The following is a 24,414-nucleotide window of genomic DNA, read 5'->3' as shown; positions in this document are numbered from 1 at the left end:
CTGTGGCAGATTTCGAAGCTACTGATTTTGAGGCGGTAAAGGTCTCCCTTGCCAGCGCGGACCAGATCCGCTCGTGGTCGCACGGGGAGGTCAAAAAACCGGAGACCATCAACTATCGTACCCTGAAGCCCGAGAAAGACGGTCTGTTCTGCGAGAAGATCTTCGGTCCGGCGAAGGACTGGGAGTGCTCCTGCGGCAAGTACAAGGGCATCCGCTTCAAGGGTATCGTTTGCGAGCGCTGCGGCGTCGAGGTCACCTCAGCCAAGGTGCGCCGCGAGCGCATGGGCCACATCGAACTTGCCGCCCCGGTGAGTCATATCTGGTATTTCAAGTCCCCGACGAGCTTCCCGATGAGCCGTCTGCTCGATCTCAAGAGCAAGGACCTCGAGAAGGTCCTGTACTTCGCGAGCTACATCATCACGAAGATCGACATCGAGGCGCGCGATGCGGATGCCGATGATCTGCGCGAGGAGCTCTCAGCCGATCTCGAGGAGATCGACGCCGAGTGCGCCCGACAGATCGAGGCGCTCAAGGAGCAGGGCATGCCGGAGAACTTCGACGAGTTCTCCGATGAGGAGCCGCTGAGCGCCGAGGAGATCGCCGCCGGGATCATCGACATAGAGGAGGAGTGCAAAGACGAGCGCCAGCTGCGCTCCGATGCGTTCCAGACGTTCATGAAACTCTCCGAGCGCGATCTCATCTCCGATGAACCTCTGTTTCGCGAGATGAAGCGCTATTACTCGATGTACTTCTCCGGAAACATGGGCGCCGAGGCCATTCGCGATCTGCTGTGCGCCATCGATCTCGATGAGGAGGCCGACAAGCTGAAGGTCATCATCGCAGATGAGGAGGGCCAGAAGCAGAAGAAGGAGAAGGCGGTCAAACGCCTCGAGGTCGTCGACGCCTTCCTCAAGGGCGGCAACGCCCCCGCGAACATGATCTTGGATGTCGTCCCGGTTATCCCGCCCGATCTGCGCCCCATGGTGCAGCTCGACGGCGGTCGGTTCGCCGCCTCCGATCTGAACGACCTGTACCGGCGCGTGATCAACCGAAACAACCGGCTGAAGCGCCTGCTCGACCTCGATGCGCCGGCGATCATCGTGAACAACGAGAAGCGCATGCTGCAGGAGGCCGTCGACGCCCTGTTCGACAACGGCAGACGCGGGCGTCCCGTTTCCGGGCGCGGCGGACGGCCGCTGAAGTCGCTCGCCGAGGCGCTCAAGGGCAAGCAGGGGCGCTTCCGCCAGAACCTGCTCGGCAAGCGCGTCGACTACTCGGGCCGCTCCGTCATCGTCACCGACCCCGAGCTCAAGCTGCATCAGTGCGGCCTGCCCAAGACCATGGCCCTCGAGCTGTTCAAGCCCTTCGTCATGAAGCGTCTGGTCGAGCTCGGCAAGGTCGAGAACATCAAGGGCGCAAAACGCGCCATCGATCGCTCCGCGAGCTTCGTGTGGGACATCCTGGAAGAGGTCATCGACGGGAGGCTCGTGCTGCTCAACCGCGCACCGACCCTGCACCGTCTGTCCATCCAGGCCTTCGAGCCCGTGCTCGTGGAGGGCAAGGCCATTCACCTGCATCCGCTCGTGTGCGCCCCGTTCAACGCTGATTTCGACGGCGATCAGATGTCGGTCCACGTGCCGCTGTCGCTGCAGGCCCAGGCCGAGGCGCGCGTGCTCATGCTCTCCTCGAACAACCTGCGCTCGCCGGCGTCGGGCAAACCCGTGAACGTGCCCTCCCAGGACATGATCATCGGCGTCTACTATCTTACGCAGCAGCGCGATGGGCTCTCCGGTGAGGGCCACGTGTTCGCCAGTCTGGACGACGCGCTCAATGCCTATGACTCGCGCTCCGAGGTGGATCTGCAAGCGAAGATCAAGGTTCGCGTGTCCGCCGCCGAGGCGAACGTGGAGGGCGAGGACGGCCGACGGCTGTTTCGGGTCTGCGATGAGCGCGGTCAGTTCACCGACTACGATGTCACCGGCGCGAAGACGTGCCGCATCGAGACGACGATCGGCCGGATCATCTTCAATCGACAGTGCCTGCCCGCCGACTACGAGTTCATCAACTACAAAATGGTCAAAGGTGACGTAGGCAAACTCGTCTCCGCATGCTGCGATCGCTATCCGTCCGCCGAGGTCGGCCCGATCCTGGACGCCATCAAATACGCGGGCTTCCATTTCGCGACGCGCGCCGGTCTCACGATCTCTCTGTGGGACGCGCTCATCCCCGACGAGAAGCCCGAGCTGCTCGCTCGCGCTCAGACCAACGTCGATACCATCAACGAGAACTTCGAGGACGGCTTCATCAACGAGCAGGAGCGCCACACCGAGGTCGTCAACGAGTGGACCGCCGCCACCGAGAAGGTCGCAGCGCTCATGCTCGACCTGTTCGATGAGGAGAACCCCATCTACATGATGGCCGATTCCGGCGCGCGCGGCACGAAGACGCAGCTGCGGCAGCTCGGAGGCATGCGCGGTCTCATGACCGACATGTCCGGCGAGACGATCGATCTGCCCATCAAGGCGAACTTCCGCGAGGGGCTGCTGCCGCTCGAGTACTTCATCTCCACCTACGGGGCGCGCAAGGGACTCGTCGACACCGCGTCTCACACGTCGGATTCGGGATACCTGACGCGACGGCTCGTCGATGTGGCGCAAGACGTCATCGTGCGCGAGGAGGATTGCGGCACCACGGAGGGCGCGACATACGACCTCGTGCTGCCCGGTTCCGACGACATCGACACCGAGCTCGTGGGCCGCTGCTTCATCGAGGACGTCACAGCGCCCGATGGCACGGTGCTCTTCAAGGCGGGCAGCTACATCGAGAGCGTCGAGGATCTGGAGCGCATGGTCGCAGCGGGACTCACCAAGATACGTCTGCGTGCGCTGCTCACCTGCCGTTCGAAGTTCGGCGTGTGCCAGAAGTGCTACGGCTGGGACCTCTCGACGCGTCTGCCGGTCGCCATCGGCACCGCCGTCGGCATCATCGCGGCTCAGTCGATCGGCGAGCCGGGAACCCAGCTCACGATGCGCACGATCCACTCCGGCGGCGTCGCAGGCGCCGACGACATCACGCAGGGCCTGCCGACGGTCGGCCGCATGTTCGATGTCGTGGGCAACGTGAACGAGAAGATCCTGGGGCGCGAGGCGGACCTCGCGCTGCACTCCGGAGTGCTCTCGATCAAGCCTGAGAAGTCCGAGTACGTGCTCACCATCACGGATGCCGATGATGCTCAGCACATCTACGACGAGATCCGGGTGCCTGCATCGGTGCGCTTCATGCCCGGCATCGCGGACGGCTGCTCGGTGCGCGCCGGCGATCAGATCACGAAGGGCTTCGTGAACTTCCGCAGCCTGCGTCACCTCACCGACATCGAGTCGACGATGCACACGTTCGTGAAGAGCGTCAAGGACGTCTACACGTCGCAGGGCGTCGATTTGAACGACAAGCATATCGAGGTCATCGCGAGGCAGATGCTGCGTCGCGTTCAGATCACGAATCCGGGTGATTCGAAGTACCTGCTCGGACAGTACGTCGATCGATACGAGTTCGCCGATGAGGTCGAGCGGGTCGCGCGTCTGGGCGGTGCCGCTCCTGCGGCTGAGCCCACGATCCTGGGCACGCTCAAGGTCGCCGCGAGCATCGACTCCTGGTTGAGCTCGGCCTCGTTCATCCGCACCGCCGGCGTGCTCACCGAGGCGGCGATCGAGGGCAAAGTCGATCACCTGCTCGATCTGAAGTCCAACGTCATCGTAGGCAAGAAGATTCCGGCGGGAACCGGGTTGAGACCGTATGACAACGTGGGGCTGACCTATCGCACCCCCGAGGGCTATCAGCTGGTAGAGGGATCGGCATCCTCGGCTGCCAAGTCCCTGCCCGACTGGGCTCCGCCCGAGCTCAAGGAACTCGATGAGGAGCTGCCGCAGCAGCTCGACTGGGCGGGCTTCGATGAGTTCGGGGTCGGCGACGGCTCGTTCACCCGCAACGGTCGCACGATCTCCGCGGACGACGCCAAGCTCTATCTCTTCGATGATCTGGGCGTCTCTCAGCGCTGGACGAATAAGTTCTCAGAGGTCGGCATCGAGACGGTCGGCGATCTGGTCGGCAAATCCGAAGAGGATCTGCTTCGCATCGACGGCATCGGAGCCAAAGCGATAGAGGAGCTGCGCGACGGTCTCGAGGCGCACAACCTGCTCTACATCCTTGAGAGCAGCGATGACGTCGCCGACGAGGAGGATCTGTCGCAGCTGCTTCAGATGGTGTTCTCTCCGGACGGTCCCGACGACATCCTGCTGGGCGCCTCCGCTCCTCGCCATCACTTCGAGTCCGATGAGGAGATGATCGGGGCCCCTGTCGAAAGCGAGAAGAAAGAGGGCTCGACACCGGGTATCATCAACGAGGACATGGCCTCGCTCGACGAGCTGCTGAACAAGCTCGTCGATACCGATGGCGACAATCCGGAAGACCCGAACGACATGAATGACTACGAGGAGTAGGTCTCCTCGTACGTCCTTTGCGCGCGAGCGCGCCTATGAGCGACCCGCCTTGAAGATTCGAGGCGGGTCGCTGGTTTTCTTCCATTTCCGGTCGCTTGGAGGGGCCGCCGCGGGGAGCGGCTGTCCTTGGCTGCCGCGCGGCGTCGCGTCCTGCCGGGCACGGGTCTGCGGGGTTTCACGGAAAAGTTTCCGAATATGGGCATGCCCGGATCCGTGGTCTGTTGACACAGCACGTCAGCACGAGTAAAGTTTCGGGCTGCACTGTCGCGCGGGTGGATGCTGCCACCTCGTTTCAGTCCGTCGCACCATTCATCAGAGCTGGAACCATGACGAGAAGGAGTACATTTTGCCTACAATCAACCAGCTGGTTCGCCAGGGCCGCAAATCCGTTCCCAAGAAGTCCAAGAACGCGGCGCTGCAGCACAACTCCCAGAAACGCGGTGTGTGCACCCGTGTGTTCACCACGTCTCCCAAAAAGCCGAACTCGGCGCTGCGCAAGGTGGCCCGCGTCCGTCTGGTCAATGGCATCGAGGTCACCGCATATATTCCCGGCGAGGGTCACAACCTGCAGGAGCATTCCATCGTGCTCGTCCGCGGCGGACGCGTGCGCGATCTGCCCGGTGTGCGCTACAAGGTCGTGCGCGGTGCCTATGATTGCGCACCGGTAGCCAATCGCATGCAGTCTCGTTCCCGCTACGGCACCAAGCGCCCCAAGTAGGTTCGTCGGCGCAGAGCCGCTTCATCGTTGACACATCCCGATGCGAGGCAGTCCCTTGCATCGTACAACCACGTTTAAGGAGATAGAACATGCCGCGTCGTGCACCAGCGACTCGCCGCGAGGTCGTGCCGGATTCCGTGTACAACAACCGCCTCGTGACGCAGCTCATCAACAAGATCCTTCTCGATGGCAAGAAGTCCATCGCGGAGACCATCGTCTACAGCGCATTCGACATGGTCGCCGCCAAGTCGGAGGCCGATCCGCTCGCCGTCTTCAAGAAGGCCATGGAAAACGTCAAGCCCACGCTCGAGGTCAAGCCCAAGCGCGTCGGCGGCGCGACCTATCAGGTCCCCATGGAGGTCAGCGCGCGCCGTTCGACGGCGCTGGCACTGCGCTGGATGGTCGGATTCTCGCGCTCGCGCAAGGAGAAGACCATGGCCGAGCGTCTGGCAAACGAGATCCTCGACGCCTCGAATGGCGTGGGAGCTTCCGTGAAGAAGCGCGAGGACGTGTTCAAGATGGCCGAGGCCAATCGCGCCTTCTCGCACTACCGCTGGTAGATTACGGAGGAATTGAACTACCATGGCTAAGTCCAAGTACAAGCTTTCCGATACCCGAAACATCGGCATCATGGCCCACATCGATGCCGGCAAGACGACAACCACCGAGCGGATCCTCTACTACACCGGCAAGACGCACAAGATCGGTGAGGTCCACGAGGGCGCTGCGACCATGGACTGGATGGTCCAGGAGCAGGAGCGCGGCGTCACGATCACCTCGGCCGCCACGACGACCTTCTGGGAGAAGGACGGCACGGAGTACCGCATCCAGATCATCGACACGCCCGGTCACGTAGATTTCACCTCTGAGGTCGAGCGCTCGCTGCGCGTGCTCGACGGCGCGGTCGCCGTGTTCGATGCCGTCGCCGGCGTGCAGCCGCAGTCCGAGACCGTGTGGCGCCAGGCGCACAACTACAGCGTGCCGCGCATCGCGTTCATCAACAAGTTCGACCGCGTGGGCGCCGATTTCTGGCACGCCATCGAGACCATGCGAGACCGGCTCGACGCCAAGGCCGTTGCGGTTCAGGTTCCCATGGGCGCCGAGGACGGCTTCTGGGGCGTCATCGATCTCGTCACCATGACCGCGTGGGACTTCAAGGCCGACGACAAGGGTATGACCTACCCCGAGCCGCTCGCCGAGATTCCCGCCGAGTTCGCGGATATCGTCGCGGAGAAGCGCGAGGAGCTGCTCGATGCGGCATCCGAGTACGATGACAGTCTGATGGAGCTGGTCTTGGAAGAGGCCGAGGTTCCCGTCGAGACGCTCAAGGCCGCCATCCGCGCCGGTGTGCTCGCCAACGATCTCAACCCCGTTCTCGTGGGCTCGGCCTACAAGAACAAAGGCGTGCAGGAGCTGCTCGACGCCGTCGTCGACTACCTGCCGAGCCCCTTGGACATTCCGCCCGTAGAGGGGACCGATCCCAAGACCGGCGAGGCGGACAGCCGCCCTGCGGATGCCGACGCGCCGTTCTCCGCGCTCGCGTTCAAGATCATGACCGATCCCTTCGTGGGCAAGCTCACGTACTTCCGCGTGTACTCCGGACATGCCGACGCCGGCTCCTATGTGGCCAACGCCACGAACGGCCAGCGCGAGCGCCTCGGTCGCATTCTCGAGATGAACGCGAACGATCGGATCGACCGCGATGAGTGCTCCGCGGGCGACATCGTGGCCGCCGTGGGCTTCAAGGCCACCACGACCGGCGATACGCTCACCACCGAGGGCGACGAGATCATCTTGGAGTCCATGGATTTCCCCGATCCGGTCATCGACGTCGCCATCGAGCCCAAGACCAAGGCCGAGCAGGACAAGATGAGCATCGCGCTCACCAAGCTCGCCGAGGAGGATCCGACCTTCCGCGTCTCGACGAACCACGAGACGGGTCAGACCATCATCGCCGGCATGGGCGAGCTGCATCTGGAGATCATCGTCGACAGGCTCCTGCGCGAGTTCAAAGTCGATGCCAACGTGGGCAAGCCGCAGGTCGCCTACCGTGAGACCGCAGGGCACGACGTTGACAAGGCCGAGGGCCGCTTCATCCGCCAGTCGGGCGGTCGCGGCCAATACGGACACGCGGTGATCAAGCTCGAGAAGATGGAAGAGGGCTTCGGCTACGAGTTCGTCAACGCGATCGTGGGCGGCGTCATTCCCAAGGAGTACATTCCCTCGATCGACAAGGGCATCCAAGAGGCCATCCAGAGCGGCGTCATCGCCGGCTATCCGGTGCTCGATATCAAGGTGACCCTGTTCGACGGATCCTACCATGAGGTCGACTCCTCCGAGGCCGCCTTCAAGATCGCCGGCTCCATGGCCGTGAAGGACGCGCTCAGAAAGTCGCAGCCGGTGCTGCTTGAGCCGATCATGCAGGTTGAGGTCGAGACCCCCGAGCAGTACATGGGCGACGTGATGGGCAACCTGTCCGGCCGTCGCGGCAAGATCGAGGGCATGGACGACCGCAAGAGCGGCAAGCTCGTCCGCGCCAAGGTTCCGCTTGGTGAGATGTTCGGCTATGCGACCGATCTTCGCTCGCAGACCCAGGGGCGCGCTTCGTACACGATGCAATTCGACTCCTACGAGCCCGCGCCGAAATCGATCACCGAAGAGGTCGTCAGCAAGTCCGGCGGTGCCGCCTGAGGCATTTGCGATCGCACGCTCACTATCAGTCGCGGGGATGACTCGCACGCACTTTGGAGGTAACGTTGTCTAGCCAGAAGATCAGGATCCGCCTCAAGGGCTACGATCATGAGGTCGTGGACCAATCCGCGAAGCTCATCGTCGACACGGCGCAGAAGACCGGTGCCCGTGTCGCCGGGCCCATCCCGTTGCCCACCGAGCGGAATCTCTACACGGTCATCCGCTCGCCGCACAAGGACAAGGACAGCCGCGAGCAGTTCGAGATGCGCACGCACAAGCGCCTCATCGACATCCTCGACCCCACGTCCGGCACGGTCGATGCGCTCATGCGCCTCGATCTGCCCGCCGGTGTCGATATCGAGATCAAACTGTAGGATCCATGCGCGCCCGTGCCGTTTGGCGGGGGAGCGCGCCCGGTGCCCATGGTCAGGTTTCAACGTGCCCTGCGCCCCCGCGGCGGCAGGGCACGTTGCGTATGTATCTCAGCTCTTCCTCTGCAGGTTCGCCTGCGTCTCCAACAGGCGAATCCACACCAAACACATGCGAAGAAAATATGAATACGCCCGGTCCCGTGTATACTAGGTGAGCTGTGTCTTTCCTAGGGATGTTTCTGTTTCGATGCGCCGTCTGCTCATCGGGTTGCAAGCTCAACGGGGCCAAACAGAAGATCGGTTCGGGGGACGCGCACACGTTTGTGGTCCGCTGGGGGCGAGCGCAAGGGGCGCTCGCGTGTGTCCCATGACCACCGAGAGTTAGGACCATTGCATGGTTAGCATGATTCTCGGCCGCAAGATCGGTATGACCCAGGTGTGGGATGAGAACGACAACGTCGTTCCCGTCACGGTCATCCAAGCAGGCCCCTGCTACGTCTCGCAGGTGAAGACAGAGGCGACCGACGGCTACGACGCCGTCCAAATCGGTTTTGGCGACATTCGCGCCAAGCATGTGAACAGGCCCATGGCCGGGCACTTCGCGAAGGCCGGCGTCGAGCCGGTGCGCTATCTTCGCGAGGTCCGCGTTCCGGCCGGCGAGCAGCACAGCGTCGGGGACCCCGTGACCGTGGCAGATTTCGAGGGCACTGAAAAGGTCGACGTCATCGGCACATCCAAGGGCAAGGGCTTCCAAGGGCGCATCAAGCGCTGGGGACAGCACCGCGGCCCCATGACGCACGGCTCGCATTTTCATCGTCACCCCGGTTCCATCGGTCAGTGCGCCTACCCTTCGAGGGTTTTGAAAGGTCTCAAGATGGCCGGACACATGGGCAACGATCGCGTGACGGTGAAGAACCTCTCCGTTGTCCGCATCGATGCCGAGCAGAACCTCATCTTGGTCAAGGGCGCCGTGCCCGGAGCCAAAAGCGGGCTCGTCTGCATCCGTATGGCCTGAGGGCCCGGGTCCGAATCGCCCAGCGTCATACCAAGGAGAACACAGAAATGTCTAAGATAGAGGTCAAAAATGCGGAGGGGAGCAAGGTCACCGAGACCGAGCTCGCTTCTGCGGTGTACGGCATAGAGCCGAACATCCACATCATGCATCACATCGTCAAATGCCAGATGGCATGCTGGCGTCGGGGCACCCAGTCCACGAAGAGCCGCGGCGAGGTTCGCGGCGGCGGGCGCAAGCCATGGCGTCAGAAGGGCACCGGCCGTGCCCGACAGGGCTCCATCCGCGCCGGCCAGTGGCGCCACGGTGGCGTCATCTTCGGCCCCAAGCCCCGTTCATACGCAAAGCGCATGAACAACAAGGAGGTCAAACTCGCGATGCGCTCCGCGCTGTCCGCGAAGCTGCGTGACGACGAGCTCGTCGTCGTGGACGACTACGGCTTTGACAAGCCCTCCACCAAGGCCGCCATGCGTCTTATCAGGTCACTTGAGCTCGAGGGCAAGCGGCTCACGATCATCGTCCGAGAGGACGACGTCAACGCGTATCTGTCGTTCCGCAACATTCCCCGGACCTTCATCATCACGCCGAACGAGGCCAATACGCATGACCTTGTGAACAACGGCGCGCTGCTGATGCCGGCTGATGTCGCCGTGCACTTCGGGGAGGTGCTTGCATAAATGGACGCACACAGCGTGATCGTTCGCCCGATCGTCTCGGAGCACTCCTATGAACTGCAGGAGATGCGCAAATATACATTCGAGGTCGCGAAGGGCGCCTCGAAGCTCCAGATCGCCGATGCGATCGAGGAGCTGTTCTCGGTGAAGGTCGTTCGCGTCAACACGCTCAGCGTGAAACCGAAAAAGAAGCGCGTGCGCCAGGTCGCCGGGTACACGCGATCTTGGAAGAAGGCCATCGTCACTCTGGCCGAGGGCGATAGCATCGAGATCTTCGGCAACCAAGCGTAAGAGTCGGCTCGTTTGTTCGGCGTGCTCCCGTCGGGGGCACGCATCGGAATCGTATCGGGCTAAAAGTAGAGCCGCCCGGTACCGTGGTAATCCGGTGTCAGCGCAAACCCGAGGCCTCGCCTCGAATCCCTGCTTGCGCGGGCCAGCGGATAGAGATGAAAGGGATCAGCATGGCTGTAAAGCACCTCAAGCCGACCAGCGCGGGCAGGCGCTGGCAGACGATCTCGGATTTTTCCGAGATCACCTGCACCAAACCAGAGAAGTCGCTTCTCGAGCCCCTGTCCAAGAAGGCCGGACGCAACAACAACGGACGCATCACGGTGCGCCATCAGGGTGGCGGCGTGAAACGTCGCTACCGTGTCATCGACTTCAAGCGCAACAAGGACGGTGTCCCGGCCAGGGTCGCCACGATCGAGTACGATCCGAACCGATCCGCGCGCATCGCGTTGCTCCACTATCGAGATGGCGAGAAGCGCTACATCTTGGCACCGAAGGGTCTCTCGGTTGATGACATCGTGCTTTCCGGCACCGACGTCGACATCAAGCCGGGCAACGCCTTGCCTCTGTCCGATATCCCCGTCGGCACGCTCATCCATGCGATCGAGTTCCGTCCGGGCAAGGGCGCAGCGATCGCCCGCTCCGCCGGCACCGCCTGTCAGCTGATGGGCAAGGAGGGCAAGTATGCCATCTTGCGCATGCCCTCCTCTGAGATGAGGCGCGTGCTCGCCACGTGCCGCGCCACGATCGGCGAGGTCGGCAACGCCGATCACTCCAATATCGTCATCGGCAAGGCCGGGCGCAAGCGGCACATGAACGTTCGTCCGACCGTGCGCGGCACCGTCATGAACCCCGTCGATCACCCGCACGGCGGCGGCGAGGGCAAGAACCACACCTCCGGACGCCCCTCTGTGACGCCGTGGGGCAAACCGTCCAAGGGCTACCGCACGCGAAAGAAGAAGAAGGTTTCGAACAGCCTCATCATTCGCCGCCGCAAGAAGTAGTTTCGGATACCGAGTCTTAGGAGTTAGCACCTATGAGCAGAAGTCTCAAGAAAGGACCGTTCGTGGAGACTCGCCTCCTCTCGCGTATCACCGCGATGAATGAGGCTGGGAAGAAGGAAGTCGTCAAGACCTGGTCTCGCGCTTCCACCATCTTCCCGGAGATGGTCGGCCACACGATCGCCGTTCACGACGGCCGCAAGCACGTTCCCGTCTACATCACCGAGTCGATGGTCGGACACAAGCTCGGCGAATTCTCGCCGACGCGCACGTTCCGCAGCCACAAGGCCAAATAGGGGGGTCCTCGTACATGCCAACCAAGTCAACAGATACCGAGACCCGCGAGGTTCGCGCTGTCGCGAAGTACGTGCGCGTCTCCGCCGGCAAGGCCCGGCTCGTGATCGATCTGATTCGTCGCAAGCCCGTGCCCGAGGCCTTGGACATCCTTCGCTTCTGCGAGCGGGCCGCCGCCGTGGACGTCGAGAAGGTCCTTCGCTCCGCTGTCGCCAACGCGGAGAACAACAATGGCATGCGTGCCGACGATCTCGTGATCGTCAGCGCCTATGTCGACCAGGGACCGACGCTCAAGCGCATCCGTCCCCGCGCCAAGGGCTCCGCTTCACGCATTCTGAAGCGCATGAGCCACATCACCGTCGTCGTCGCTCCTCGAAAGGAGGCGTAAGCGAAGTATGGGTCAGAAAGTCTACCCCACAGGGTTTCGTCTCGGCATCACCGAGAATTGGCGCTCCCGTTGGTTCGCCGAAAAGGATTACGCCGCATCCATTGGCAATGATCTTGAGATCCGCCGCTACCTCACGAAGCGCCTCACCCGCGCCGCCGTGTCGCGCGTGGAGATCGAGCGCGCCGGCGACAAGGTGAAGATCATCATCTTGAGCGGCCGCCCCGGTATCGTCATCGGAAAGAAGGGCGCTGAGATCGATGCGCTGCGCACCGAGCTCGAGCGCGTCGCGGGAGTCTCGAAGGGCAATCTGTCAATCGATGTCATCGAGATCAGGCGTCCCGAGATCGATGCGAAGCTCGTTGCCCAGTCCATCGCCGAGCAACTCGAGGGCCGCGTCGCATTCCGTCGCGCCATGCGCAAGGCGGTCCAGTCCGCGAGCAAGGCGGGTGCCAAGGGCATTCGCATCCAGTGCTCCGGTCGCCTCGGCGGCTCCGAGATGGGTCGTCGCGAGTGGTACCGCGAGGGACGCGTTCCGCTGCACACGCTGCGCGCCAAGATCGATTACGGTACCGCCACCGCCCACACCACGATGGGTTCGTGCGGCGTGAAGGTCTGGATCTTCCTGGGTGAGCGCATGCCCGGTCAGCCCACGCCGAACCCGGCGCTCGAGGGTCCGTCGCGCCCGTCGCGCTCGCCTCGACGCCGTAATTCGGAAAGGAGGGGTTAGCAGTGCTTGCTCCCAAACGTGTTCTGCATCGCAAGGTGCAGCGCGGCTCCATGAAGGGTCAGGCCAAGGGCAACACCCAGCTGTACTTCGGTGAGTTCGGCATTCGAGCTCTCGAGGCCCACTGGATCACCAACCGCCAGATCGAGGCCGCGCGTATCGCGATGACACGCTACATGAAGCGCGGAGGACGCGTCTACATCACGATCTTCCCGGACAAGCCCGTGTCCAAGAAACCCGCGGAGACGCGCATGGGCAAGGGAAAGGGAAATCCCGAGGAGTGGGTGGCCGTTGTGAAGCCCGGTCGCATCATGTTCGAGATAGCCGGGGTGAGCGAAGAGGTCGCGCGCGAGGCGCTTCGTCTGGCTCAGCACAAGCTTCCCATCAAGACCAAGATCGTGACCCGCGCTGATCAGGAGAACGGGGAGGACAAGTAGATGAAGCCCGCAGAGATTCGTGAGTTCTCGGACACCCAGCTGGCAGAAAAGCTGAAAGAGGGTCGTGCCGAGCTCTTCAACCTTCGTTTCCAGATGGCCACGAGCCAGCTGGACAACACAGCTCGGGTCAAAACCGTCAAGAAGGATATCGCGCGTGTTCTGACCGAGCAGCGCGCCCGCCAAATCGCAGCGGAGAAATCCGCTGCGGCCAAGTAGATCGCAGGAGCAGAACATGAGCGATACGCGTAACCAGCGTAAAGTCCGCACGGGTGTCGTCACCTCAATTTCTGGCAACAAGAGCATCGTTGTCCAGATCGCTGAGCACAAGCGTCATCCCAAGTACGGCAAGATGATGACCAGGACCTCGAAGCTCCATGCGCACGATGAGGAGTGCGCGGCCGCCGTGGGCGATTCCGTTCGCATCATGGAGACCAGACCGCTGTCCAAGATGAAGCGCTGGCGCTTAGTCGAGATCGTCGAGCGGGCGAAGTAAGCTGCCAAGACGTAACATGTGCTGACGACGTGCGAGGTCAGGGGATTCGCGTTCGCATCTCCCCGGTCGCACCTCCCGTCAGCTGAGGTTCGGAGGAACTACCATGATTCAAATGCAAACGATGCTCAACGTCGCTGACAACTCCGGCGCGCGCAAGGTTCGCTGCATCAAGGTGCTCGGCGGATCGAAGCGCCGTTACGCCGGAGTCGGCGATGTGGTCGTCGCAGCTGTCCAAGAGGCGACGCCCGGTGCGACCGTCAAGAAGAAAGATGTCGTCAAGTGCGTCATCGTTCGCACGGTGAAGGAGGTTCGTCGCAGGGACGGATCATACATCCGCTTCGATGACAATGCCGCCGTCGTCATCAACAGCGACGGCTCGCCCGTCGGTACCCGCATCTTCGGGCCCGTCGCGCGCGAGCTTCGCGATCGCAAGTACATGAAGATCGTCTCGCTTGCACCCGAGACTCTGTAGAGAAGGGAGTGATTGCCCATGGCAATGTCCATCAAGAAGGGCGACACCGTCAAGATTCTCTCCGGCAAGGATCGCGGCAAGCAGGGCACCGTTCTGCGCGCGTTCCCAACTGAGGGAAAGATCAAGGTTGAAGGGATCGCCATCGTAAAGAAAGCGGTGCGCCCCAATCAGCAGAACCAGCAGGGGGGCATCGTGCCCCAAGAGGCCAAGTTCGATGCGTCCAACGCCATGCTCGTCTGTCCGAAATGCGGAAAGGCAACGCGCGTCGGTCACGAGGCCGGCGAGCTCGAAGGCAAACGCACGAAGTTGCGCGTCTGCAAGAAGTGCGGGAACAAATTCTAGAAGGCCGATCAGGCGGATCACCAAAGGTTCTGAACAACTGGTTCGGTTTCGAAGATGCGCCGCTCAGATCATCTCTTGTTTTTGATGACACGCGCACCGCAGTGCATGCGGGCCTCGCGGATTGCTCCGTGGGGCCTTTTTCATGAGCGCCTCATACGCGATCCGGTGTGCGGGCCGCAATGCGATCATGCCGCGAATATCGTATGAAGCGAGCCGGAAAACCCAGCGCCGCCGCAGACGCGACACCCCGAGCGACCTGTTCATGCGATCCGGCCAGATCCGCGCGAAGGCGACCAACCGCTTCTTCAAGCGCTTTCGTCTCGATCACGCAATTGAGCCTGTGAGCACGAGCGCGCCGGTCATCAGCGCCAGGCCGGCAAAGATGCTGATCGTGTTGGCAAGGCCCGCGAGTTGCGCATCGCCACCCGCCCACAGCGTGAACGCTGGGCCGAGCGCGGAGACGGGTGCCCAGACCAGCGTGGCGATGAGGGCTCGAATCTCGGGAGCGAGCGGGAGAAGCGCGAGTACGAGCGCGCACTCGATCGCACAGGCGCAGTATCGGCCGCCGAGCAGCTCGGCGATCCGCCGCAGCCGTTCTCGATCGACCGACAGACTCACCATGAGGCCGACCATGAACAGGGACAGAAACGCGTTGGCGTTCGCCACAGGTTCGGTGAGCGAGACGATCGCCCCCGGGATTCGAATTCCCAGACATGCGAGCGCCATGAGCACGAGATAGGAATCGAAGGCCACCGAGCGGGTGAGTCGCCGGACGGCCTCTGATGCCGGATGCGCCGAGCGCGTGCCGTCGACCACCATGGTCGTGATCACATATGAGCCGCCGGTGACCATCAGCGAGTTGCCCGCATCGAACATGCACGCGGCCACCACGATAGGTGCGGGAAAGAACGCCTGTACGAACGGCAGCCCGAAGCAGCCGATGTTGAACCCGGAATTCAACAGGAGAAACTTTCGATCGCGGGCATCGAATCGGTGTGTGAGCGCCAGAGTTGCGAAGAAGGGAACCCCCGCACACAGAAAACCGATCGGAATGAGCAGAAGCAACTCGCGGGAGAAGTCCGCAGCGCCGAAAGCGTGAATTATCGTCGCGGGCAGCGTGATCGTGAAGACGACCTTCGAGAGCATGTTTCCGGCCCCGGTGCCAAGCTTGCCGCTTCTTCCCGCGAGCATGCCGATCACGATGATGGCGATGAAGGAGCATACCTTGATGATCACCTGCCCCATGGGTGCTCCAAGCGAAGACCAAGGGGATAGGCGTTGCGATGAATGCGCCGATGCACGCCATGTCCTTTCTCGATGACCGATTCCATCCAGATTATAGCGTCGGGAAGGCTGCACCGCTTGCGACATCCCCTGTGATCTCGCGTGTCGGATGAAGACAGCAGGGCGATGTTGCCGTGGGCCGGTATGTGGATTTCAGCCCACACATAAGGTTCTTCTGGTAATTCTCCCTGCATGTGTGTATGATATCGACCGTATGACCGGCTCCTGCCGTCATTTCATCGTGTCGCGACTCAGCCGTCGGGCGCGAACCGGCAGGAGGCGCGAGGACAACCCGACGGTGCGCGATGCCGCTTGTGCGCGTATTTCGTGTCCAGGGCCATGCCCCGCGCTTAAAACCCCAGAAGGAGCGCTCATGGCTGAAGAGAAGTCGAACGAGGCGTCTGCGAAGGCGCCTGCGAGCAAAGCGGCGGAGAAGAAACCCGCCAAGGCGAAGGCTAAATCGCGAACCGCTGCCGGAAAAGCCGCTGAGGCGACCTCCGCCGGCTCCTCGGCCGCCGCGCAGGACAAGTACGTCCCCCGCCTCAAGGTGAGATACCTGGAAGAGGTAAAGGACCAGATGCGCGAGCAGTTCGGCTACAAGAACGTCATGGAGATACCCAAGTTCGAGAAGATCGTCGTCAACATGGGTGTCGGCGAGGCGGCGACCGATTCAAAGGCGATCGAGGGAGCGATCCGCGATCTGCGCACCATCACAGGCCAGCAGCCCATGGTGACGCGCGCTCGCAAGTCGATCGCGGCATTTCGCCTGCGCGCCGGCATGCCCATCGGGGCCAAGGTCACTCTGAGAGCCGATCGCATGTGGGAGTTCCTCGACCGTCTCATGTCTGTCGCGATCCCGCGTATCCGCGATTTCCGCGGCGTTTCGACCAAGAGCTTCGATGGTCGAGGCAACTTCTCGATGGGTGTCACCGAGCAGCTCATCTTTCCCGAGATCAGCTACGACTCCATCGACCATACGCGAGGGATGGACATCACGTTCGTCACGACCGCCAAAACCGATGAGGAGGCCAAGGCGCTCATGGGCGCCTTCGGGTTCCCGTTTCAGAAATAGCACATCCGCTCCGGCGGTGCGCGCGCCGCGCCGCGCCGCCGGGCACCGAAGCCAATAGTGAGGAGGAAATACGTGGCTAAGACATCGATGATCGTCAGGGCTCAGCGCGACCCGAAGTTCTCGTCGCGCAAGAACAGCCGCTGCCAGCGCTGCGGGCGCCCGCGCTCCGTCTATCGCAAGTTCGGCCTGTGCCGAATCTGCTTTCGCGAGCTGGCACTCAAAGGCGAGCTTCCCGGCATCAAAAAGGCCAGCTGGTAAGTCACTGCCAGCGCCCGCGGGTTTTTTGCGGGCAGGGGAGAGCGTGCTTGAACAGGCTCGGTCGCCACGGGTGGCCGAGGACCGCTTGCACGCGTTCATCAAGAGCGAAGGAGAATCCGCATGAACGTCACAGACCCGATCGCAGACATGCTGACGCGCATCCGCAATGCGAACGCTGCGAACAAGGCAACGGTCTCGATGCCGAGCAGCAAGAAGCTCGTCGCCATCGCCCGTGTCATCAAGGAGGAGGGTTACGTCGAGGGCTTCCGCGTCGAGGACACGGAACCCGCCAAGACCCTCGAGATCACTCTCAAGTACGGACCCAAGAAGCAAAAGGTCATCACCGGCATTCGCCGCATCTCGAAACCGGGGCTGCGCAAATACGCCGGAGTGGCCGACATTCCCCGCGTTCGCGGCGGTCTCGGCACCGTCATCGTGTCCACGAGCCACGGTGTCATGTGCGACCGCGACGCCCGCAAGAAGGGCGTCGGCGGCGAGATCATCGCATTTGTCTGGTAGTCATTCGGCGCGTAGAAGGAAAGGAGAACACCGTGTCTCGTATCGGTAAGAAACCTGTCCAGATTCCCGCCGGGGTCGACGTGGCAGTCAACGGATCGCATGTTGTCGTCAAGGGGCCGAAGGGCCAGCTTGAAAATGATTTTTACAGCAAACTCACCATCGGTGTCGAAGGAGACGTGCTGAGCGTCACCCGTCCGGATGACGAACGCGAGAGTCGTGCGCGCCACGGGCTCACGCGCGCGCTCATCCAAAACATGGTCACCGGGGTATCCGAGGGCTACACCAAGATTCTGGAGCTCGCCGGCGTCGGCTACCGTGTCCAGCTCAAGGGGGACTCGCTGGAGTTCTCGCTCGGATTCTCGCACCCGGTCGTGTACCCGGCACCCGCCGGGATCGCCTTCGAGGTGCCCGACAACACGCACATCAGCGTCAAGGGCATCGATAAGCAGCAGGTCGGGCAGGTTGCAGCGGAGATCCGCGGTCTGCGTCCGCCTGAGCCCTACAAGGGCAAGGGCATACACTACGCCGGGGAGCACATCCGGCGCAAGCTCGGCAAGGCCGCCAAGTAGCACTCGATCGTCGTTCCCGCACGTCCATCACCCCGTCAGGTGGTGGCCGGGACCTTCTAAAGGAGTTTCAACATGGACAAGAACAAAGCGAAGCTGCAGGGTCTCAAACGCAGGCAGCGTCGCGTCCGCGGCAGGATCTCGGGCACGCCCGATCGTCCTCGCCTGCGCGTCACACGCACCAACGCAAACATCTACGCCCAGGTCATCGACGACACGAAGGGTTGCACGCTGGTCTCCGCCTCCACACTTGAAAGCGAGTTCGAGGGCCAGACGACGTCCAACCAGCAGGCTGCCGAGAAGGTCGGCAAGCTCGTCGGCGCTCGTGCCGCCGAGGCGGGCATCACACACGTCAGATTCGATCGCGGCGGTCACATCTACCATGGCCGCGTCAAGGCACTCGCCGATGGCGCCCGCGCCGCCGGTCTATTGTTCTAGGAGGTAAGTAGCTATGGCTCGTAATCAAAGACAGCAGCGCGAGGCCTCCGAGTTCGAGGAGCGCGTCGTCTTCATCAACCGCGTGTCCAAAGTCGTCAAGGGCGGTCGTCGCTTCAGTCTGGTCGCGCTCGTCGTCGTCGGCGACGGCCGCGGTCGCGTCGGTCTCGGGATGGGGAAGTCCACCGAGGTGCCGCTGGCGATCTCGAAGGCGACCATCGACGCGAAGAAAAACATGTTCGCCGTGCCGCTGACCGATACCGGTACGATCCCGCATGAGGTCCTGGGCCGCTTCGGCGCGGGCCGCATCATCATCAAGCCCGCCGTCGAGGGAACCGGCCTGATCGCCGGGGGCGCCGTGCGCCCGCTCTTCGAGCTCGCGGGGATCAAAAACGTGCTCGCCAAATCGCTCGGCACCGATAACGGTCTGAACATCGTGAAGGCCGCCGCCCAGGGGTTGAGGGAGCTCGCGAGTCCGGAGGAGATCGCGGAGCGCCGCGGCCTCACCGTCGCCGAGATGTTCGTAGGTAAGGAGCGATAGGCATGGCTGACACCATCAAGGTCAAGCAGGTTCGCAGCACAAACGGCTGCAAGAAGGACCAGGTCGACACCGTTCGCTCGCTGGGGCTCGGAAAGATCAACCGCATCCACGAGCTTCCGGACAACGAATCGGTCCGCGGAATGATCTTCAAGGTGAAGCACCTTGTCGAGATTGTAGAGGAGTAGCAATGCAGCTTCACGATCTTACCCCGGCCCCCCGCTCCACGCATCGACGCAAGCGCATCGGGCGCGGCAACTCGGCCGGCAAGGGCACCACGGCCGGACGCGGTCAGAAGGGTCAGCTCTCCCGTTCAGGCGGCGGCAAGGGCGCGGGCTTCGAGGGCGGCCAGATGCCGCTGGCGATGCGTCTGCCGAAGCTTCCGGGCTTTCGCAACCCGCGTCGCATCGAGTTCGCTCCGGTCAACCTCGCGCGCCTCGATGAGAAGTTCGAGGATGGCGCGTTGATCGATGGCGCGGCGCTCGTCGCGGCGGGCATCATCAAAAAGGAATTCATCCCGGTCAAGATCCTTGGGGACGGTGAGATTTCCAAGAAGTTCACGGTGCGTGCCGATAAGGTTTCGGCGAGCGCGCGAGCCAAGATCGAGGCCGCCGGCGGAAAGGTCGAGGAACCGTGCTAACTGGTCTCAAGAACGCGTTTGGCATCAAGGACTTGCGGAGCAAGATCCTGTTCACAGCCGGGATGCTCGTCGTCTATCGCTTCGGCGCCCATCTTCCTGTCCCCGGTGTCCCCTTTCAGGGGATGATGAACCTGTTCGGAGGCAACGGCTCGGTCGCATCGGGAGCGATGGCGCTGCTGAACCTGTTCTCCGGTGGCGCGCTCAAATACGTGTCCGTGTTCTCACTCGGCATCATGCCCTACATCACGAGCTCCATCATATTGCAGCTTCTTCAGAGTGTTGTGCCGAGTCTGCATGAGCTTTCGCGCGAGGGAGAGGTCGGTCAGACGAAGATCACCCAGTACTCGCGCTATCTGACCTTGGGGCTCGCGGTGCTGAACTCCATCGGATACCTGTTCTTGTTCAAGAGCTACGGCGTCAGCTTCAATGGCGCCGGCGCGCCCGAGGCCATCTTCGACATCATGGTCGTGGGGACCCTTGTCGCCGGCGCGATGCTCATCATGTGGATAGGCGAGCTCATCACGCAGCGCGGCATCGGCAACGGCATGTCGCTGATCATATTCGCGAACATCATGGCCGGCCTTCCCCAGGCGATCGTTTCCTCATCGTCAGCCGGCCTCAAGGGCATCATCGTGACGATCGTGGTCTTCGTGGTCATTCTGCTCGTCATCCCCCTCATCGTGTTCATCGAGCGAGGTCAGCGTCGCATTCCGGTGCAGTACGCCAAGCGCGTCGTCGGTCGGCGCATCATGGGAGGCCAGTCGACGTATCTGCCGATCAAGGTCAACACCGCCGGGGTCGTGCCCATCATCTTCGCGAGCGCGCTTCTGTACTTCCCGGCTCAGATCGCCGTGTTCTTCCCTGGGATCGACTTTATTCAGACAGCTGCCGGCGCGTTGTCCGCCGGCTGGCTCAACTGGGTCCTGAACGTGGTCTTCATTGTGTTCTTCGCATACTTCTACACCTCCATGGTGTTCAATCCCGATGACACGGCGGACAACCTGAAGAAGCAAGGCGGGTTCATCCCGGGTGTTCGCCCGGGCAGGGCGACAGCGGCCTACATCAAAAACGCTCTCAACAAGATCACCCTGCCGAGTGCGGTCTTTCTGGCTGTCATCGCAATCGTCCCCTCGGTCGTATTCTCGTTCACGGGCAACCGCCTCATACAGTCGTTCGGAGGCACCTCGGTCCTCATCATGGTCGGCGTCGTGCTCGACACCATAGCCAAGGTGGAAAGCCAGCTCAAGATGTACGACTATGACGGCTTCTTCAAGTAGTCAGAGAGGAGACGACCTATGAACCTGGTGTTGCTGGGAGGTCCGGGCGCGGGCAAGGGCACGCTGGCGCAGCAGCTCGTCGGCGAATTCGGCTACGCCCACATCGCCACCGGCGATCTTCTTCGCGCGGCTGTCAAGGCCAAGACCAAACTCGGTGTGCAGGCGAAACGATATATGGATGCCGGAGAGCTCGTTCCCGACCAGCTCGTGATCGAACTCGTCAAGGAGCGCCTCGAGCAGGACGATACCCGTTCGGGCTTCATCTTGGACGGGTTTCCGCGCAATGCTGTTCAGGCGGTCACGCTCGATTCCGAGCTGGCGGCACTGGGACGAGAGCTCGACTGCGCTCTGCTCATCGAAGCGTCACCGAGTGTCGTCATCCGCCGGCTCTCAAGACGGCGCACCTGCAGGACGTGCGGCTACACCGGTACCGTCGAGGACAAGGTGTGCCCGCTGTGCGGCGGTCAGATGTATCAGCGCGACGACGATAAGCCGGAGACGATCGCGAACCGCTTGGATGTGTATCAAAAGCAGACGAGTCCGCTGGTGGAGTACTATCGCGGTCAGGGCCTGCTCAAGACCGTAAACGGTGATGGACACAAAGACGACGTGAACGTCGTGGCGAAGGAAGTCCTCGGCATATGATAAAGATCAAGACGCCGCAAGAGATCGAGGAGATGAAGAAGGCGGGAGCCCTGTCCAAGATGGCGCTGCGTCATGTCGGCGCTATGGTGCGTCCGGGCGTTTCGACCTTTGAACTCGATCAGCTCGCCGAGCAGATGATCCGCATGCACGCCGGTCGTCCGGCCTTCAAGGGTTACGGCGGCTTTCCCGGGTCGATCTGCGCATCGCTCAATGACGCCGTCGTTCATGGCATTCCCAACCCCGAGGTCATTCTGCGTGATGGCGACATCATATCGATTGACACCGGAGCCATCGTGGAGGGCTGGGTAGGCGACAACGCTTGGACGTTCTTCGTCGGCACGCCGAGTCAGGAGGCTCAGGCGCTGTGCGAGGTGACGCTTGACTGCCTGAAGGCGGGCATCGCGCAGGCGATTCCGGGCAACCACGTAGGCGACATCGGCTATGCGATCCAGTCGCTCGCCGAGGCGCACGGTTACGGCGTGCTGCGCGACTACGTCGGACATGGCGTCGGCCGCGCGATGCACGAGGAGCCAAATGTCGCAAACTTCGGCAAGCGGGGTCGCGGCGTGCGTCTCCAAGAGGGAATGGTCATCGCGATCGAACCGATGATCACCATGGGCTCGAACCACGTGAACGTCGGCGCGGACGGCTGGATCGTGAGAACAGTCGATCACTCCCTTGCCGCCCACTACGAGAACACACTTGCCATCACGGCGGACGGTCCTCGTATTCTGACTGCGGACGCCGAGGGCCCGTGGTGCAATCTTCAGGGTGGAGTTATGTAGACGGCACAGAGAATTCGTGTTTGATGCTGTTCTGGTGTATTATTTATCGTCGCTGTCGTTTTCTAGAGAAAGATGTGCTTGTGAAGAAGGAAGACGCTATCGAACTCGAGGGCACGGTTACCGAGCCGCTGCCAAATGCCATGTTTCGCGTCGAGCTCGAGAACGGTCATACGGTGCTCTGCTCTATCTCGGGCAAGATTCGGATGAACTACATTCGGATTCTGCCTGGTGACAAGGTCGTCGTCGAGCTTTCTCCCTATGATCTGACGCGCGGGCGCATCACCTATCGTTATAAATGATCGATACCCCCGTGTGGGGTCGAACGCGAGGCGAGCCGGCGTTACGGCTCGTCTCAAAAAGTGAGCATGTGATCCACGCCTGCGGCTGGGCGAGCAGATAGCAGTTGGTTTCAGGTTGAACGCCACCGAAAGGAAGAACGATGAAGGTACGTCCTTCGGTCAAGAAGATGTGCGATAAGTGCAAGATCATCCGGCGTCACGGCAAGGTTTTCGTGATCTGCGAGAACCCCCGTCACAAGCAGCGCCAAGGTTAAGAGAGGAGACAGACGTTGGCCCGTATCAATGGTGTCGACCTGCCACGTGAGAAGCGCGTGGAGATCGGTCTGACCTACATCTACGGAATCGGCCGCACCACGGCGACGAAGATCTGCGTCACGTGCAACATCAACCCCGATACGCGGGTTCGCGATCTCACGGAAGACGAGGTCAACGCGATTCGCGATTACATCGACAAGAATCGGATCATGGTTGAGGGCGATCTGCGCCGTGATCAGAACCAGAATGTCAAGCGCCTTATGGACATCGGTGCCTACCGGGGTCTGCGCCACCGCCGGGGCCTTCCGGTCCGCGGGCAGCGCACCCACACGAATGCTCGCACCCGCAAGGGCCCGAAGCGTCAAATCGGTGCCAAGAAGAAGAAATAAGGAGCGCTAGATGGCTACAGCAAAGAAGAATGTTCGTCCGACGCGCGTGAAGCGCGCCGAGCGCAAGAACATCGCCGTGGGGCAGGCCCATATCCGCTCCACCTTCAATAACACGATCATCTCGATCACCGACCCCCAGGGCAATGTCATCACATGGCGCTCGTCGGGTACCGTGGGCTTCAAGGGCTCGCGCAAGTCGACCCCGTTCGCGGCCCAGATGGCCGCCGAGGCATGTGCAAAGGCTGCCATGGAGCACGGCATGCACAAGGTCGCCGTGTTCGTGAAGGGTCCGGGTTCCGGGCGCGAGACCGCGATTCGCTCCCTGCAGGCCGCCGGTCTCGAGATCGCCAGCATTCAGGATAAAACGCCCATTCCGCACAACGGCTGCCGCCCCAAGAAGCGCCGCCGCGTGTAACTGAAAGGATCGAGAAACTATGGCAATCGATAGAACCCCGGTTCTCAAGCGCTGCCGCCAGCTTGGGATCGATCCCGTGGAGCTGGGCTACAGCAGCAAAAAGGAATCCATCCGTCAGCCCAAGCGGCGACGCAAGGAGTCCGAGTACGGAACGCAGCTGCGCGAGAAGCAGAAGGCGAAATTCATCTACGGTGTACTTGAGAAGCAGTTTCGCCGGTACTATTTTCGCGCGCTCAAGATGACCGGCATCACCGGCGAGAATCTCATGACGCTTCTGGAGACTCGCTTGGACAACGTGGTGTTTCGTCTCGGCTTCGCGCGAACTCGCAAAGAGGCCCGACAGACCGTTCGCCACGGGCACTTCACAGTCAATGGGCACCGTGTCGATATTCCCTCGTACTTGGTCAAAGAGGGAGATGTCATCGCGGTCGGAGCGAAGTTCCGCGATCTGCTCCCCATCAAGGAGGCACTGATTTCCTCCGAGCGCTTCGAGGTTCCCGGCTGGCTCGAGGTCGATATCGAGAAGCTGTCTGGCAGCGTGCTCTCACTTCCGAGCCGCGAGCAGATCAGCACCGATATCAAAGAGCAGCTCATCATCGAGCACTACTCTAAGTAGCCCGCAAGGCTGCTGAGGCT

33 protein-coding genes and 1 pseudogene are annotated in these 24,414 nt (G+C 61.9%); 33 read left to right on the top strand and 1 reads right to left on the bottom strand.

The genetic code is table 11. From position 1 onward, the window contains the following. Positions 1–2 precede the first annotated feature (2 nt). The 17 genes from CORGL_RS06840 to rplX all read left to right on the top strand — a co-directional run bounded on the left by CORGL_RS06840 (position 3) and on the right by rplX (position 14,401). Positions 3–4,496: a DNA-directed RNA polymerase subunit beta' gene (locus CORGL_RS06840; protein WP_013709179.1), complete on the top strand. Its 4,494-nt coding sequence runs from the start codon at positions 3–5 to the stop codon at positions 4,494–4,496. Between the two features lie 346 nt (positions 4,497–4,842). Continuing rightward, entirely contained in the window at positions 4,843–5,214 is a 372-nt protein-coding gene (gene rpsL / locus CORGL_RS06835) for a 30S ribosomal protein S12 (RefSeq protein ID WP_013709178.1), read from the top strand. A gap of 89 nt (positions 5,215–5,303) precedes the next feature. Further along, complete coding sequence (rpsG, locus tag CORGL_RS06830; protein ID WP_013709177.1) at positions 5,304–5,774, top strand: 30S ribosomal protein S7; 471 nt, start codon at positions 5,304–5,306, stop codon at positions 5,772–5,774. A 22-nt stretch (positions 5,775–5,796) separates the two neighbouring features. Continuing rightward, positions 5,797–7,905 carry an elongation factor G gene (gene fusA, locus CORGL_RS06825; RefSeq protein ID WP_013709176.1) on the top strand — a complete coding sequence of 703 codons (2,109 nt, stop codon included), beginning with the start codon at positions 5,797–5,799 and terminating at the stop codon, positions 7,903–7,905. Between the two features lie 65 nt (positions 7,906–7,970). Continuing rightward, on the top strand, positions 7,971–8,279 hold the full coding sequence (gene rpsJ / locus CORGL_RS06820) for a 30S ribosomal protein S10 (RefSeq protein ID WP_013709175.1): 309 nt from the start codon (positions 7,971–7,973) through the stop codon (positions 8,277–8,279). Positions 8,280–8,670: 391 nt separating this feature from the next. Next, positions 8,671–9,291, top strand: coding sequence for a 50S ribosomal protein L3 (gene rplC / locus CORGL_RS06815; RefSeq protein ID WP_013709174.1), 621 nt, complete (start codon positions 8,671–8,673; stop codon positions 9,289–9,291). A gap of 47 nt (positions 9,292–9,338) precedes the next feature. Then, positions 9,339–9,965, top strand: a complete 627-nt coding sequence (rplD, locus tag CORGL_RS06810; protein WP_013709173.1) for a 50S ribosomal protein L4 — start codon at positions 9,339–9,341, stop codon at positions 9,963–9,965. After that, positions 9,966–10,253: a 50S ribosomal protein L23 gene (gene rplW, locus CORGL_RS06805; protein WP_013709172.1), complete on the top strand. Its 288-nt coding sequence runs from the start codon at positions 9,966–9,968 to the stop codon at positions 10,251–10,253. A 170-nt stretch (positions 10,254–10,423) separates the two neighbouring features. Continuing rightward, entirely contained in the window at positions 10,424–11,254 is an 831-nt protein-coding gene (gene rplB, locus CORGL_RS06800; RefSeq protein WP_041738682.1) for a 50S ribosomal protein L2, read from the top strand. A 32-nt stretch (positions 11,255–11,286) separates the two neighbouring features. Then, positions 11,287–11,547: a 30S ribosomal protein S19 gene (gene rpsS, locus CORGL_RS06795; protein ID WP_013709170.1), complete on the top strand. Its 261-nt coding sequence runs from the start codon at positions 11,287–11,289 to the stop codon at positions 11,545–11,547. 14 nt (positions 11,548–11,561) lie between these two features. Further along, positions 11,562–11,933, top strand: a complete 372-nt coding sequence (gene rplV, locus CORGL_RS06790) for a 50S ribosomal protein L22 (protein ID WP_013709169.1) — start codon at positions 11,562–11,564, stop codon at positions 11,931–11,933. Positions 11,934–11,940: 7 nt separating this feature from the next. After that, complete coding sequence (rpsC, locus tag CORGL_RS06785; RefSeq protein WP_013709168.1) at positions 11,941–12,660, top strand: 30S ribosomal protein S3; 720 nt, start codon at positions 11,941–11,943, stop codon at positions 12,658–12,660. 2 nt (positions 12,661–12,662) lie between these two features. Next, complete coding sequence (rplP, locus tag CORGL_RS06780; RefSeq protein WP_013709167.1) at positions 12,663–13,094, top strand: 50S ribosomal protein L16; 432 nt, start codon at positions 12,663–12,665, stop codon at positions 13,092–13,094. After that, entirely contained in the window at positions 13,095–13,310 is a 216-nt protein-coding gene (gene rpmC / locus CORGL_RS06775; protein ID WP_013709166.1) for a 50S ribosomal protein L29, read from the top strand. A 16-nt stretch (positions 13,311–13,326) separates the two neighbouring features. Further along, a complete protein-coding gene (rpsQ, locus tag CORGL_RS06770) occupies positions 13,327–13,587 on the top strand; it encodes a 30S ribosomal protein S17 (RefSeq protein WP_013709165.1) in 261 nt (86 codons plus the stop codon). A 103-nt stretch (positions 13,588–13,690) separates the two neighbouring features. Next, the gene (rplN, locus tag CORGL_RS06765; protein WP_013709164.1) at positions 13,691–14,059 is read left to right on the top strand and encodes a 50S ribosomal protein L14; all 369 of its coding nucleotides are present in this window, start codon (positions 13,691–13,693) and stop codon (positions 14,057–14,059) included. Positions 14,060–14,077: 18 nt separating this feature from the next. Further along, positions 14,078–14,401 (top strand): 50S ribosomal protein L24, encoded by a 324-nt coding sequence (rplX, locus tag CORGL_RS06760; protein WP_013709163.1) that lies wholly within the window; start codon positions 14,078–14,080, stop codon positions 14,399–14,401. 324 nt (positions 14,402–14,725) lie between these two features. Here the strand turns inward: rplX and CORGL_RS06755 are convergent, their stop codons facing one another. After that, positions 14,726–15,646, bottom strand: a complete 921-nt coding sequence (locus CORGL_RS06755) for an AEC family transporter (RefSeq protein ID WP_013709162.1) — start codon at positions 15,644–15,646, stop codon at positions 14,726–14,728. A 556-nt stretch (positions 15,647–16,202) separates the two neighbouring features. On the opposite strand from CORGL_RS06755, the pseudogene rplE reads away from it, so the two are divergent. The 16 genes and pseudogenes from rplE to rpsD form a co-directional block, all read left to right on the top strand. Further along, positions 16,203–16,757, top strand: a pseudogene (rplE, locus tag CORGL_RS06750) (50S ribosomal protein L5); the annotation flags it as partial. Between the two features lie 72 nt (positions 16,758–16,829). Further along, positions 16,830–17,015: a type Z 30S ribosomal protein S14 gene (locus CORGL_RS06745; protein WP_013709160.1), complete on the top strand. Its 186-nt coding sequence runs from the start codon at positions 16,830–16,832 to the stop codon at positions 17,013–17,015. Between the two features lie 120 nt (positions 17,016–17,135). Beyond that, the gene (gene rpsH, locus CORGL_RS06740) at positions 17,136–17,534 is read left to right on the top strand and encodes a 30S ribosomal protein S8 (protein WP_013709159.1); all 399 of its coding nucleotides are present in this window, start codon (positions 17,136–17,138) and stop codon (positions 17,532–17,534) included. Between the two features lie 32 nt (positions 17,535–17,566). Continuing rightward, the gene (gene rplF / locus CORGL_RS06735) at positions 17,567–18,103 is read left to right on the top strand and encodes a 50S ribosomal protein L6 (RefSeq protein ID WP_013709158.1); all 537 of its coding nucleotides are present in this window, start codon (positions 17,567–17,569) and stop codon (positions 18,101–18,103) included. 72 nt (positions 18,104–18,175) lie between these two features. Continuing rightward, positions 18,176–18,538, top strand: coding sequence for a 50S ribosomal protein L18 (rplR, locus tag CORGL_RS06730; RefSeq protein WP_013709157.1), 363 nt, complete (start codon positions 18,176–18,178; stop codon positions 18,536–18,538). Positions 18,539–18,551: 13 nt separating this feature from the next. Next, positions 18,552–19,076 carry a 30S ribosomal protein S5 gene (rpsE, locus tag CORGL_RS06725; RefSeq protein WP_013709156.1) on the top strand — a complete coding sequence of 175 codons (525 nt, stop codon included), beginning with the start codon at positions 18,552–18,554 and terminating at the stop codon, positions 19,074–19,076. A 2-nt stretch (positions 19,077–19,078) separates the two neighbouring features. After that, positions 19,079–19,261 (top strand): 50S ribosomal protein L30, encoded by a 183-nt coding sequence (rpmD, locus tag CORGL_RS06720; protein WP_013709155.1) that lies wholly within the window; start codon positions 19,079–19,081, stop codon positions 19,259–19,261. 2 nt (positions 19,262–19,263) lie between these two features. Beyond that, positions 19,264–19,713, top strand: a complete 450-nt coding sequence (gene rplO / locus CORGL_RS06715) for a 50S ribosomal protein L15 (protein ID WP_013709154.1) — start codon at positions 19,264–19,266, stop codon at positions 19,711–19,713. Continuing rightward, positions 19,707–20,990: a preprotein translocase subunit SecY gene (gene secY / locus CORGL_RS06710; RefSeq protein ID WP_013709153.1), complete on the top strand. Its 1,284-nt coding sequence runs from the start codon at positions 19,707–19,709 to the stop codon at positions 20,988–20,990. Before rplO ends, secY begins: the two co-directional genes overlap by 7 nt. An 18-nt stretch (positions 20,991–21,008) precedes the next feature. Further along, on the top strand, positions 21,009–21,635 hold the full coding sequence (locus tag CORGL_RS06705) for an adenylate kinase (protein ID WP_013709152.1): 627 nt from the start codon (positions 21,009–21,011) through the stop codon (positions 21,633–21,635). Continuing rightward, complete coding sequence (gene map / locus CORGL_RS06700; RefSeq protein ID WP_013709151.1) at positions 21,632–22,420, top strand: type I methionyl aminopeptidase; 789 nt, start codon at positions 21,632–21,634, stop codon at positions 22,418–22,420. The genes CORGL_RS06705 and map overlap by 4 nt, the downstream gene beginning before the upstream one ends. A gap of 80 nt (positions 22,421–22,500) precedes the next feature. Next, entirely contained in the window at positions 22,501–22,719 is a 219-nt protein-coding gene (gene infA / locus CORGL_RS06695) for a translation initiation factor IF-1 (RefSeq protein ID WP_041738678.1), read from the top strand. Between the two features lie 140 nt (positions 22,720–22,859). Next, complete coding sequence (gene rpmJ, locus CORGL_RS06690; RefSeq protein ID WP_012802562.1) at positions 22,860–22,973, top strand: 50S ribosomal protein L36; 114 nt, start codon at positions 22,860–22,862, stop codon at positions 22,971–22,973. Between the two features lie 15 nt (positions 22,974–22,988). After that, the gene (rpsM, locus tag CORGL_RS06685) at positions 22,989–23,363 is read left to right on the top strand and encodes a 30S ribosomal protein S13 (protein WP_013709149.1); all 375 of its coding nucleotides are present in this window, start codon (positions 22,989–22,991) and stop codon (positions 23,361–23,363) included. A 10-nt stretch (positions 23,364–23,373) separates the two neighbouring features. Continuing rightward, positions 23,374–23,778, top strand: coding sequence for a 30S ribosomal protein S11 (gene rpsK, locus CORGL_RS06680; protein ID WP_013709148.1), 405 nt, complete (start codon positions 23,374–23,376; stop codon positions 23,776–23,778). A gap of 19 nt (positions 23,779–23,797) precedes the next feature. After that, positions 23,798–24,394, top strand: a complete 597-nt coding sequence (rpsD, locus tag CORGL_RS06675) for a 30S ribosomal protein S4 (protein WP_013709147.1) — start codon at positions 23,798–23,800, stop codon at positions 24,392–24,394. The last annotated feature ends 20 nt before the right edge of the window (positions 24,395–24,414 follow it).

It is taken from the genome of Coriobacterium glomerans PW2 (assembly GCF_000195315.1).
GTDB classification, from domain to species: Bacteria; Actinomycetota; Coriobacteriia; order Coriobacteriales; family Coriobacteriaceae; genus Coriobacterium; species Coriobacterium glomerans.
Note: the sequence above shows the minus strand (reverse complement) of the source record. Positions and strands in the feature narration are given on the sequence as shown.

Excerpts from the sequence above, each read along its gene's own strand:
- rplW (WP_013709172.1), top strand. The coding sequence starts at position 9,966 with ATGGACGCACACAGCGTGATCGTTCGCCCGATCGTCTCGGAGCACTCC.
- rpsH (WP_013709159.1), top strand. The coding sequence starts at position 17,136 with ATGAACGTCACAGACCCGATCGCAGACATGCTGACGCGCATCCGCAAT.
- rpsK (WP_013709148.1), top strand. The coding sequence starts at position 23,374 with ATGGCTACAGCAAAGAAGAATGTTCGTCCGACGCGCGTGAAGCGCGCC.
- rpsQ (WP_013709165.1), top strand. The coding sequence starts at position 13,327 with ATGAGCGATACGCGTAACCAGCGTAAAGTCCGCACGGGTGTCGTCACC.
- rpsG (WP_013709177.1), top strand. The coding sequence starts at position 5,304 with ATGCCGCGTCGTGCACCAGCGACTCGCCGCGAGGTCGTGCCGGATTCC.
- rplD (WP_013709173.1), top strand. The coding sequence starts at position 9,339 with ATGTCTAAGATAGAGGTCAAAAATGCGGAGGGGAGCAAGGTCACCGAG.
- rplX (WP_013709163.1), top strand. The coding sequence starts at position 14,078 with ATGGCAATGTCCATCAAGAAGGGCGACACCGTCAAGATTCTCTCCGGC.
- rpsE (WP_013709156.1), top strand. The coding sequence starts at position 18,552 with ATGGCTCGTAATCAAAGACAGCAGCGCGAGGCCTCCGAGTTCGAGGAG.
- map (WP_013709151.1), top strand. The coding sequence starts at position 21,632 with ATGATAAAGATCAAGACGCCGCAAGAGATCGAGGAGATGAAGAAGGCG.
- CORGL_RS06755 (WP_013709162.1), bottom strand. The coding sequence starts at position 15,646 with ATGGGGCAGGTGATCATCAAGGTATGCTCCTTCATCGCCATCATCGTG.
- rpsC (WP_013709168.1), top strand. The coding sequence starts at position 11,941 with ATGGGTCAGAAAGTCTACCCCACAGGGTTTCGTCTCGGCATCACCGAG.
- rplB (WP_041738682.1), top strand. The coding sequence starts at position 10,424 with ATGGCTGTAAAGCACCTCAAGCCGACCAGCGCGGGCAGGCGCTGGCAG.
- rplO (WP_013709154.1), top strand. The coding sequence starts at position 19,264 with ATGCAGCTTCACGATCTTACCCCGGCCCCCCGCTCCACGCATCGACGC.
- fusA (WP_013709176.1), top strand. The coding sequence starts at position 5,797 with ATGGCTAAGTCCAAGTACAAGCTTTCCGATACCCGAAACATCGGCATC.
- rplV (WP_013709169.1), top strand. The coding sequence starts at position 11,562 with ATGCCAACCAAGTCAACAGATACCGAGACCCGCGAGGTTCGCGCTGTC.
- rpmJ (WP_012802562.1), top strand. The coding sequence starts at position 22,860 with ATGAAGGTACGTCCTTCGGTCAAGAAGATGTGCGATAAGTGCAAGATC.
- CORGL_RS06705 (WP_013709152.1), top strand. The coding sequence starts at position 21,009 with ATGAACCTGGTGTTGCTGGGAGGTCCGGGCGCGGGCAAGGGCACGCTG.
- rpmD (WP_013709155.1), top strand. The coding sequence starts at position 19,079 with ATGGCTGACACCATCAAGGTCAAGCAGGTTCGCAGCACAAACGGCTGC.
- rpsD (WP_013709147.1), top strand. The coding sequence starts at position 23,798 with ATGGCAATCGATAGAACCCCGGTTCTCAAGCGCTGCCGCCAGCTTGGG.
- rplR (WP_013709157.1), top strand. The coding sequence starts at position 18,176 with ATGGACAAGAACAAAGCGAAGCTGCAGGGTCTCAAACGCAGGCAGCGT.
- rpsS (WP_013709170.1), top strand. The coding sequence starts at position 11,287 with ATGAGCAGAAGTCTCAAGAAAGGACCGTTCGTGGAGACTCGCCTCCTC.
- rplN (WP_013709164.1), top strand. The coding sequence starts at position 13,691 with ATGATTCAAATGCAAACGATGCTCAACGTCGCTGACAACTCCGGCGCG.
- rplC (WP_013709174.1), top strand. The coding sequence starts at position 8,671 with ATGGTTAGCATGATTCTCGGCCGCAAGATCGGTATGACCCAGGTGTGG.
- rpmC (WP_013709166.1), top strand. The coding sequence starts at position 13,095 with ATGAAGCCCGCAGAGATTCGTGAGTTCTCGGACACCCAGCTGGCAGAA.